Genomic DNA, 9,692 nt, shown 5'->3' with positions numbered 1-9,692 from the left:
CAATAAAGTTTAAGTATTTTCCTGACAAAAACATTCATCCCCTGTGTTTTTTTGGTAAACAAACAAAAAAAACAGGGGACTTATCCTTTTTATAATATTAGGTTGAAGTGGTAATGGAAAATAGGATTTCTACAGAGCCGAAATACCAATAATTTATAAGTTATACATACTAGTTTCTGTGTGAATATCCAATAGGCTTCAAGCTAGAATCAGAGAAAGGAGAGCTGCAGTAAAAGAAGTTCAAAATATAACTTAATATTATTTCATTTTTTTTAGTAGTGTCACTCATCTTTAAATACTACCTTAGGACTTTGAAACTTTTTAGACATATTCAATTAAAAAAACAGGAGTCACCTTCTGTAAGGGACTGGTAGTTGACTTAATCAGTTAAACTAAATAGTTTGCTTATATGATATTGTTAGACAAAAAGGTATAAAGGTTGCAATATGGATGCTATCATTGTATTACTATTTTTATTGAGTATTTTAATTGTTTTGAAAGGTGCAGATTGGTTCATTGAATCAGCAATATCCATATCTAACAAGCTTGGGATACCTAAAATAATAATTGGGGCTACTATAGTAAGTTTTGCAACAGTTGCACCAGAATTTTTTGTATCTACAATAGCTGCATACTTAGGTCATACTGAAATGACAGTAGGTAATGCACTGGGGTCTGTAATATGCAATACCGGCCTAATATTGGGTTTTGTTATTGCAGTACGATCTAGATCTCCTATCGAGAATAAATTTTACATGAAATCGCTTTTCATGGTTATTGCTGTATTAATGCTAATTCTGTTTTCATATAATGGTGTAATTACTGTTTTCAATGGATTGTTTTTATTATTTTTGTTTATAGGTTTCATTTATTATAATTACAAGTATCAGACAAATATTTGGAATGATGAAAATCCATCAACTCATAGAAATAAACTGGTGCATATTCGAAAAGAATTGATATATTTTGTTTTAGGTGCTATTTTTGTTATAATTGGTAGTAGACTGCTGGTATATAGCGGTGTGGAACTAGCTGAGATCATAGGCGTTCCTGAAATGATAATTGCTTTAACTCTTGTAGCATTTGGTACGTCTGCTCCTGAGTTAGTTACTGCACTTGCTGCTGTTGTTAAGAAACATCACGATCTTTCAATTGGAAACATAATTGGCGCAAATTTGATGGGTCTTACTCTAATATTCGGAGTAGCACCTTTTTTTAGAGATATACCAATATTGGCTCAATCTCTCTATTATGACATACCTGCCATGCTTGTCCTGATATGTGTGGCCGTAATACCTGCTCTTGTGCTGAAAAGATTGGAGCGCTGGATGGGGATACTATTGATCATACTATACATCGGATATATACTAGGTTTAATTATGTGGTATGTTTGATTTGAATAATTGTGAGGCATTAATTTTGAACATCTGCAGAACCTTTAAATAATATTATTTCACTACACCTATTCAGAAAGGGACAAGACACCTTGTTGGGTGAGGCTCCTATCGAAACATAAGCTGGTGCTCAAAAACATCGAGAGATGCCAATGAGTAAAACAGGTATTGTCGGATTAAGGCTTTATCAACCAGCTGAATAGATAAAAGATCTATTCTACGTTCGATAGTGCTAAAACTAAACGAGGAGAGTGTTTAGTAGATTCACTTTAAGTTTTTCTAAGTTCAAGCAAACTTTGGTTTGTTTGCCAAAAAATACACTTTCCTCTTCCACCAAGGTTTCTGTTTCTAAAAAAATGTGAGGAAAGGAGGAATTTGTATGTATGAGAATGGTGACGAACACATCCACGCAAATATTGTAAGAGATGTAATGGATGAAGTATATTTTTCAGTTACAAAAGAAACTTTAGTAGAAGATACTATTAACCAGTTCAGAAGATATCAGCCAGAATCGGATGAGACCAGTATTTATTATGTATATGTACTAAATGAATTTGGACAATTAGTTGGTGTAGTATCCTTACGCGATCTCTTGAATGCAAAAGGAGATAAACCAATATCTAAGATCATGAAAACTGATCTGACAACATTAGAAGAAAATGAAGATGTAGAGATTGCTGCAAGAAAGATGTCAGATATACCTTTTAGAGCAGTGCCTGTAACTAGTGCTGATATGAAACTTGTAGGTGTGATGAGATCAGAAGATATGTTGGATGTTGTGGAAGAAGAAGCCTCAGAGGACATTTTCAAAAGTGCAGGTATGGTATTCTCAGATGAAGAAGTATCAAGGAGTCATACAATATTAACATCTTCAGCTTTCAATATACTTAGGATACGTTTACCATGGTTGCTTGTTGCACTTGCTGGTGGTCTAATAGCAGGTCTTGTCATTGAAGGTTATGAAGAATCTCTTCAAGCGGTTATAGCACTTGCATTTTTCCTTCCCGTTATAATGGATATGGGTGGAAATGTTGGAACACAGGCATCCACAATATTTGTACGAGGGCTTGCAGTGGGTCATATAGGTGATAAAAATGCTATTCGACATTTCCTAGAAGAAGGAAGGATGGGTTTAGCGATTGGAATTATTATTGGCTCGATTGCAGCTGCAATTGCATATGTCTGGCAGGGTATGATTGAACTGGCATTACTTGTATTTATAACCTTAGTTTTAGTCTCTATCATTGCTTCAACTATTGGTTTTGGTGTACCATGGATTGCACATAAGGCTGGATACGATCCTGCTGCAGTCTCGGATCCAATGATAACTACAATAAAGGATGTAACAGCACTTTTGATATACTTTGGACTTGCTGCCATACTCTTGCCAGGCTTGGTATAAAAATATACTACAATCCTTTATTTTTTTTATTCAGGAAAGAATATCTATATAAATAAGAGTCAAAGGACTAAAACCGTGTTATTAGATATCATTGTGCCTTTTGTAGTGGTTGGACTTGCAGAACTAGGTGATAAAACCCAGTTAGCTATCCTAGTACTTTCAACTAAAACAAAAAAATATTTACCTCTTTTAGTGGGGGTTATGTTAGCCTTTATAATTACTACGGGGTTAGCTATTCTCTTAGGTAATTATATTTCAACGGTAGTTCCAATGGAATATGTGAGTTTTGGTGCAGGACTCTTGTTTATTCTTTTCGGTTTGTTTATGTTAGTTAGTAGAGAGGACGAAGAAGCTAATGTGAACCCAGAAATGAAAAGTCCATTTCTTACAGCATTTGGACTGATTTTAGTTGCAGAAATGGGTGATAAGACTCAATTAGCTACTGCTGTATTTGCAACACAATATGACCCTTATCTTGTTTTTATTGGAGTGATATTAGCTCTTTTCATAATGAGCTTGATAGCCATCTTTGTGGGTCAATTTATCATGGATAGGATTCCAAAGGATCTAGTCTCCAAAGTAGCTGGGATACTCTTTATATTGATAGGTGTATCATTTTTTGTTTAAAGTTAGTTCATATTTCACTTTAAGTACTTGTATTTAGTGTTTATAGTCTCCAGACTTTTATCAACATCAAACCCAGTCCGATGCTCCAAAATTTTCATACACCCATTTGACTTTAGTTTATGTCTCATGCAATTAAAGTCGATATTTCCATCTCCAACGGGTAAATGTTCATCAGAGGTACCATTATTATCATGGATATGTAAATGTGATATTGTTTGTTTTAAAAAATCATTTAAAGCATTTGTAGTATTAGCATGTCCAATATCTAATGTGAAACCATGATTCTTTAAGTCCATACCTGGATTCTGGAACACAAAACAATTCCAATCAGCTGGCATATTTTCTAAACATATCAGCACACCAGTCTCTTCTCTAATATATTCCATTTCATCGAGTGATGTTTCAAGTGCTTTCATGACAGCTGGAAGGTCGCAAGAATAACTGAAATAACCTGGATGCAATACCATCACTTCTGCACCAATTTGTTGGCAGAGATAAGCGACATCTTCTACGAGACCGATGCTAGCTTTACGAATTCGCTCTCTGATACTTGCTATGTTTAGATCACTACATGGTGCATGCACTGCATATTTCAAATTATAAGATAAAGGTATTTCTGTATACTTAAAAAGATCATGCATTCCTTCACAAAATATTTCAGCACAAGCAACTTTATTCTCAATTACTTCAAGTGCTTCAGAAAGTGTCTTGTTACTATAGGAAAATGATGATATGCCTAACATTGTTCTTTCTCCAAATATTATAGATATGAACATTTGATGTTATTATGCATTACATAAAGTTAACTAAATACTATAGGACATAGTCAAGTCTCTTTTAATTCAATTTTTAGGTACAATAAAGGTTTTTATTAAAAAAAAAAGATGCAGTAAAGTTATATCTTACATATTTTTAGCTAAATATTTTAATAAACAAATAAAAAAAGTTAAAATGAGTTTACAGGTGCTATTCAATAATATAAACGTGTAAACTCATATTTCCAAGCTATATAGCTTATAATAAGCGCAAATATAATTGGTATCCATGAAATACCAGCTTCAAACACAAATCCGCTGGTAGATGTAGATGCAAATGAGTAGAACATCAACCAAGTTATGTTTAATGCATTACCAATTAAATAAGCTATAGCCAAGACTAGAAAAAATGTTAGAATTGATAAATAATATTCTATATACTTCATAGTCATGATACCTCCTTAATTTCTCTTATAATATTATCTTATATTTATAAGTAACTGTTAATCTGTTTAAATAAACATTTCTTTATTTTTAACAACTATATGAATTTATAATTTTGAGAAATCTATTTTTATGACTTAATAATAGGATAAAAGTTATATTAGTCTTTAAAAAGAATAATATTCAGTTTAAAAATCTTATAAGTAAAATATATTTTTATAATTGGATAAAATAGATATATTAATTTCATTCAAGCTTCTTAATTAAAATCTAAATAAATTAAAGCAACTTAATTACAACACATTGTCAAAATATAGGTGGATAGATAATACAAATTTTTATATGAGGCAAAGTGGACTCAATATCAAAAGATCCAATGACTTAAAGATTAATATTTCACTGAAGCCTGATTTCTATATATTAATTACTCTATTTGGAACTTAACTTTTAGTATAAAGAGTTGAATGTGTTATAATCTAATTAATTAGCTTATTTATATCAAATTTCTGTAATGAAAGCAGTTTTTAGATCTATACTTATTATTCTCATGTATATGTTTACATGTAAAGAAATGTATTCAACTTAAATATGACATTAATTTTAATTATAAAACTTAATGTAACTTTATTAGTTAATATATTTCATAATTTAACTTTTTTAACTAAATAAAAATTAATAATTACTTTTAAAACTAATATAATTGCTATTTAATGTTTATTTTAATTTTATACATTTTTATATCTATTAATTAATATTTCTAATTAAAAGATAGTTTTAATTTTTAGTTTTAAAAGTTATGTTAATTTACATTTTAATCTATGTTGTAAAGTGATTGAAATTAAATTTAAATGTATATGGCAACCCTGAATTAAAGGATGTGAAACTACAGTTAGTACCATAATCAAAGACTCTAGCACAAAAAAAACAACATTGAATTTAGTATATACTAAACTTTAGTCTTAATAAGTAAAATGTAATCAACGTTTAATAAAAGCATGCAAAATAATACATGATGTAAAATGCTCATTTTTAGAAATTTGGTCTATCAAAGATTTTTCTTATATATATCTCTAACAATAAGTTAATTGAATTCTAGAGAATCATAAAAAGATACGTTTATATGTAAAGTTACTTTAGTATAATATTGTTAATTATTTCAAACCATACTTATAAATAGGTTTATAACGAAATTATGCTTAATTAATACTAATTAAGCTTGTATTTTGAAGGAGATTATTTATCATGAAAGCAAATCAGAGACACCAATTTAAAAAAGATGAGCGTGCACAGATTGGGATTGGGACGCTTATCATTTTCATATCAATGGTGCTGGTAGCAGCAGTTGCATCAGCTTTATTGATAAAAACGTCAGGAGTCTTACAGCAAACTGCAGCTCAAACGGGTCAAGAGACTACTAGAGAAGTAGCATCAAATCTGAGAGTTGATAGAGTAGAGGGCGAAAGAGCTTCATATACAACTATATACATTAAAGAAGATAATGATTACATTAAATTAGTAAATAAAGATGGAGATACTTTAGATAATATTAGTATTCCAGCAAGCTCAAAGGTTGAATGGATTTCCAAACGTGAAGTACCTGATCAGGATCAAGACCCCAGAGAAAACGATGTTTTTATTGCGTTTGATAAGAACTCAGCAATTTCAGATAACCTTGACAATTGGTTTGAAGATTACTTTGAATATTTTGAGGATAAAACAATTTATTATGAAGATTCGGATGGTGAAATTGGCTATAGAATAAAACCGGGTGAACAATTTTCGGCTAGAATTTTAAAAGAATCTAATTTCAGAATTGCATATGATAGAGATAAACTTGAGGATAATGGAAATGAAAATTTTAAATCAGGTGAAATAAATCCTCGAGGTTCTACACAACACGGTCATATAACAACACTGCGTGTATCAGTTTCACTTGGACCTGGTAGTCAGGATATTGATCTCTCACAATTAATTATCTATTTGTCAGATGGCTCAAGGATGACTAATGTTAGATATAATCACTTGGAAGCCGGTGAAACGATTCATGTACCTAATGGCAATTATTTTTCAGTAAGCCCTATTAGGATTCGAGATAGTAGTAACTTTGTTGCAAACCAACCTGTATTAAGGACTGGTGATATAATGGAAATCACGATTGATATGAGACGTGTATTCCAAACACAAGAATCTGGATATGAAGGCATTGAACCAAGATCACAGTTATCATTTCAGATAAGACCAGAAGCAGGTTCTATTGTACCATTTGAAATAAATACACCGGGTGCATATTTTGATAATAGGTATATTCTACTAATGTCCTAAGTTTGCTTTATTAAGTTCATTCATATGAACTTAATACCTCATCTCCTTCTTATTTTATCTAGTAGTATTATTATATAAACTAAAATTAGAATATGGGAGCTAATGAAATGGCAATACTTCAGATGGTAAGTTTAAAAAAAAATAAGTGTAAATATTTTAAAGCCTTAAAAGTTAACTTTAATTCATAATATTTTCATCAGTATTATGTTTATCTTCTTCTTTTTCACCATGTACTCCATAATCATTTAATTCTCCATCTTTTACAGATAAAATAAGTGATTCATGTGTATCAAATGGATATGTGGTGTCTATATATGCTGTTATGATTGATTTACCAGGGATGAACATAAGATTACTTATTTCCACCCACCCATCATCTCTTTTTTCAACAACTTCTTTTAGCAATAAACTATGGTCCACAGGGTTAATTTGCTTGCACATGCCACGATATTCTGATCTAATGGTAAGGACACGGATATATTCTCCTTCTAGTTCTAATAAAGATTCCAAAAAAATACTTGATAGCTCTTCTTTCATATAGTAATTCCTCGTAGTTTACTTATGTTAGTATTTTATGTCTTAACTTGGATAATTGCTTTACTATGTACTTTTATACTTTAATGCAAACATTTATGCCATCATTTTTTTGAGTTGTGACATACCCTTAGTTGTAAGGCTCTTAGAACCATCACATAAACCATTTTCTTTAAGGTTTTCAAAACTTTCTTCTAGAGTACTGATATCTACACCTACTAAGAAATTGATCTTATCAAATTCTGTTACACCGGTATAAAACATATACATTAATTTCTTATCAACTTCCGAAATAGTCCGTTTCTTGGATACTTGACCACATAGTGGCATTAAGTATGCTTTGAGTGAATTTATCACAGGTTCACTTCCTGCAAGTAGGGCTATAGAAGCTGCACTAGATTGTTGGCTTACACTTGATGGATGAATATAGTCAACAATCAGAACATTATTTGTTCCAGTAGCCTTTTGTGCTTTCATTTTTAAAGCATCTGGAACCTCTCGTCCAATCATGGTAATGTTTTTTAATGGAATAGTGGACCATCCTTTTTCACCCATAGAAAACCACAGATTCATATTAGTAAGATACATAACCCCTTTCTGCCAATCATTTGAGTATAAACTGTTTCCCATCATTACAGCTTTTGTGATATAATTCAATTCGACCTTAGCAATACCTTGCTCTTGTGTCATAAGATTACCTCGAGATCATTTTATTTTAAATATAGTGCATGTTAGTGATTTAAATAGTTTATCATTTAATATGTTTAATATAAACATAAACTTATTTATTGTATAAAATACTTTAAATGTTTGGTACAACTAAATTATTTCATGGAAGGTCGTCTAATGGACAATAAATCTTTGTTAAGGTCAAGTGTTTTGATTTTCTGCTTCTTATTTATAGTTCTAACAAGTCCAGTGCATGCTGAAGACGAAGATAATGTTGAACCTGAATGGGTCAAGATAGATGAGTTTAAGTTATATTGGGGTGAAGTGAATGAAATATATAATTTTTCAATTAGGGCACTAGAATTCTCCGAACCTATAAAGAAGTATTCGAATGAAGATTATGTTATTGTTTTGGTTGAGGACGACCAGGGCAATAGCTGGAACGGTATACTTTCTAAAAACAACCCTGAAAAAAAAAATAATATAACCTTCAAAGATAGATTTGAACTGAATGTGACTAAAATAGTTACAGGACTTAACATAACATCTCCTTATGCCGAATTTGAGTTTTTTGAACTAGAAGAAGAAGAAAAAGAAGATCTTGAAATTAGAAAGGATAGCTGGATTAATTCAACAGTTGATTTTAGTGTAGCATCAGGTAGTTCAGTACACTTGGATGAACGACTATATATAGATATAGACATTAAAAATTTAAAAGATATTCATTTCAAGGATGTCGAAGTTGTTGCCTCTCATCCATCAAACTTTGTTTATGATCCTGATAAAGATATATCATGGGATATTGAACTAAGGCCGAATCAAAAATATTCTATAAGCTATTCATTAAGGTCACTTGAACCTGGGGACTTCATTTTACCAAGTTTTGAACTATATTTAACTCATCTTGGTGTGACTTATAAAAAGGTAACAGAAGATATTGAAATTACTATCTATGGGCCCCAGATTGATATTAAGAAGATAGTTTCAGAAACTAATGTAGATGTTGGGGATATAATAGACATAAAATTAGAGGTCATGAATAGCGGTAATCGAGCAGCAAATGTTAATATAGAAGAGCAAATCCCTGAATTCTTTGAGCTTGTAAATGGTGAAACAGAATTAAATCGTGTAATTCAACCTGAAGAAACAGATACATTACAATACTCTGTTAAAATTACAGAATCAGGTAATCTAGTCATCCCTGCCACAAAGGCTATAGCTACAGATACACGTGGGAATCAGTATAACTTTTATTCTGAAAGATTGAGGCTGGAATCTGGTAAACTTAATTATTATGAAGCATCATCAAAGAACCAAAACTCAGATGATGATATTGATGATATTAGCCAAGAGAAAGCACATTATGATGAAAAAGAAAATAATGAAAATGGTTTTTTTGCAAATTTAATTGAAAATATCAGAGGTTGGCTGAGTTTTTAAATATTTATCTAGATAACAGAACATTTATATGAATTTAATTAAAATATTGTCATCAATAATTAAGGTCCAGATGTACTTATTTTGATTTAATTAAACCCCAGAGGA

The 9,692-nt window shown here is 31.0% G+C and carries 9 protein-coding genes and 1 riboswitch; of the genes, 5 read left to right on the top strand and 4 right to left on the bottom strand.

All coding sequences use genetic code 11. From position 1 onward, the window contains the following. The first annotated feature begins 446 nt into the window (after nucleotides 1–446). The 3 genes from J2T59_RS08290 (at nucleotide 447) to J2T59_RS08280 (ending at nucleotide 3,423) form a co-directional block, all read left to right on the top strand. The gene (locus J2T59_RS08290; protein ID WP_259135467.1) at nucleotides 447–1,394 is read left to right on the top strand and encodes a calcium/sodium antiporter; all 948 of its coding nucleotides are present in this window, start codon (nucleotides 447–449) and stop codon (nucleotides 1,392–1,394) included. Nucleotides 1,395–1,478: 84 nt separating this feature from the next. Further along, nucleotides 1,479–1,652: riboswitch (M-box (ykoK) riboswitch) on the top strand. A gap of 121 nt (nucleotides 1,653–1,773) precedes the next feature. Next, entirely contained in the window at nucleotides 1,774–2,796 is a 1,023-nt protein-coding gene (mgtE, locus tag J2T59_RS08285; protein ID WP_259135466.1) for a magnesium transporter, read from the top strand. Between the two features lie 75 nt (nucleotides 2,797–2,871). Beyond that, nucleotides 2,872–3,423: a TMEM165/GDT1 family protein gene (locus tag J2T59_RS08280; RefSeq protein WP_259135465.1), complete on the top strand. Its 552-nt coding sequence runs from the start codon at nucleotides 2,872–2,874 to the stop codon at nucleotides 3,421–3,423. A gap of 14 nt (nucleotides 3,424–3,437) precedes the next feature. Here the strand turns inward: J2T59_RS08280 and J2T59_RS08275 are convergent, their stop codons facing one another. Beyond that, nucleotides 3,438–4,166: a sugar phosphate isomerase/epimerase family protein gene (locus tag J2T59_RS08275; protein WP_259135464.1), complete on the bottom strand. Its 729-nt coding sequence runs from the start codon at nucleotides 4,164–4,166 to the stop codon at nucleotides 3,438–3,440. Between the two features lie 227 nt (nucleotides 4,167–4,393). Next, the gene (locus J2T59_RS08270) at nucleotides 4,394–4,624 is read right to left on the bottom strand and encodes a hypothetical protein (protein ID WP_259135463.1); all 231 of its coding nucleotides are present in this window, start codon (nucleotides 4,622–4,624) and stop codon (nucleotides 4,394–4,396) included. Between the two features lie 1,240 nt (nucleotides 4,625–5,864). Here J2T59_RS08270 and J2T59_RS08260 point away from each other — a divergent pair. Continuing rightward, entirely contained in the window at nucleotides 5,865–6,944 is a 1,080-nt protein-coding gene (locus J2T59_RS08260; RefSeq protein ID WP_310572670.1) for a flagellin, read from the top strand. Nucleotides 6,945–7,121: 177 nt separating this feature from the next. On the opposite strand, the gene J2T59_RS08255 is transcribed toward J2T59_RS08260, so the two are convergent. Both J2T59_RS08255 and J2T59_RS08250 read right to left on the bottom strand, forming a co-directional pair. After that, entirely contained in the window at nucleotides 7,122–7,481 is a 360-nt protein-coding gene (locus tag J2T59_RS08255) for a hypothetical protein (protein ID WP_259135462.1), read from the bottom strand. Nucleotides 7,482–7,574: 93 nt separating this feature from the next. Next, nucleotides 7,575–8,168, bottom strand: coding sequence for a hypothetical protein (locus J2T59_RS08250; protein WP_259135461.1), 594 nt, complete (start codon nucleotides 8,166–8,168; stop codon nucleotides 7,575–7,577). 156 nt (nucleotides 8,169–8,324) lie between these two features. Between J2T59_RS08250 and J2T59_RS08245 the strand changes: the two genes are divergently transcribed. Continuing rightward, complete coding sequence (locus J2T59_RS08245) at nucleotides 8,325–9,587, top strand: COG1361 family protein (protein WP_259135460.1); 1,263 nt, start codon at nucleotides 8,325–8,327, stop codon at nucleotides 9,585–9,587. Nucleotides 9,588–9,692: the final 105 nt, after the last annotated feature.

The sequence above is a fragment of the Methanosalsum natronophilum genome (assembly GCF_024808815.1).
Classification (GTDB): domain Archaea; phylum Halobacteriota; class Methanosarcinia; order Methanosarcinales; family Methanosarcinaceae; genus Methanosalsum; species Methanosalsum natronophilum.
The sequence above is the reverse complement of the archived record's forward strand: the minus strand, read 5'-3'. Positions and strand labels throughout refer to the sequence as shown.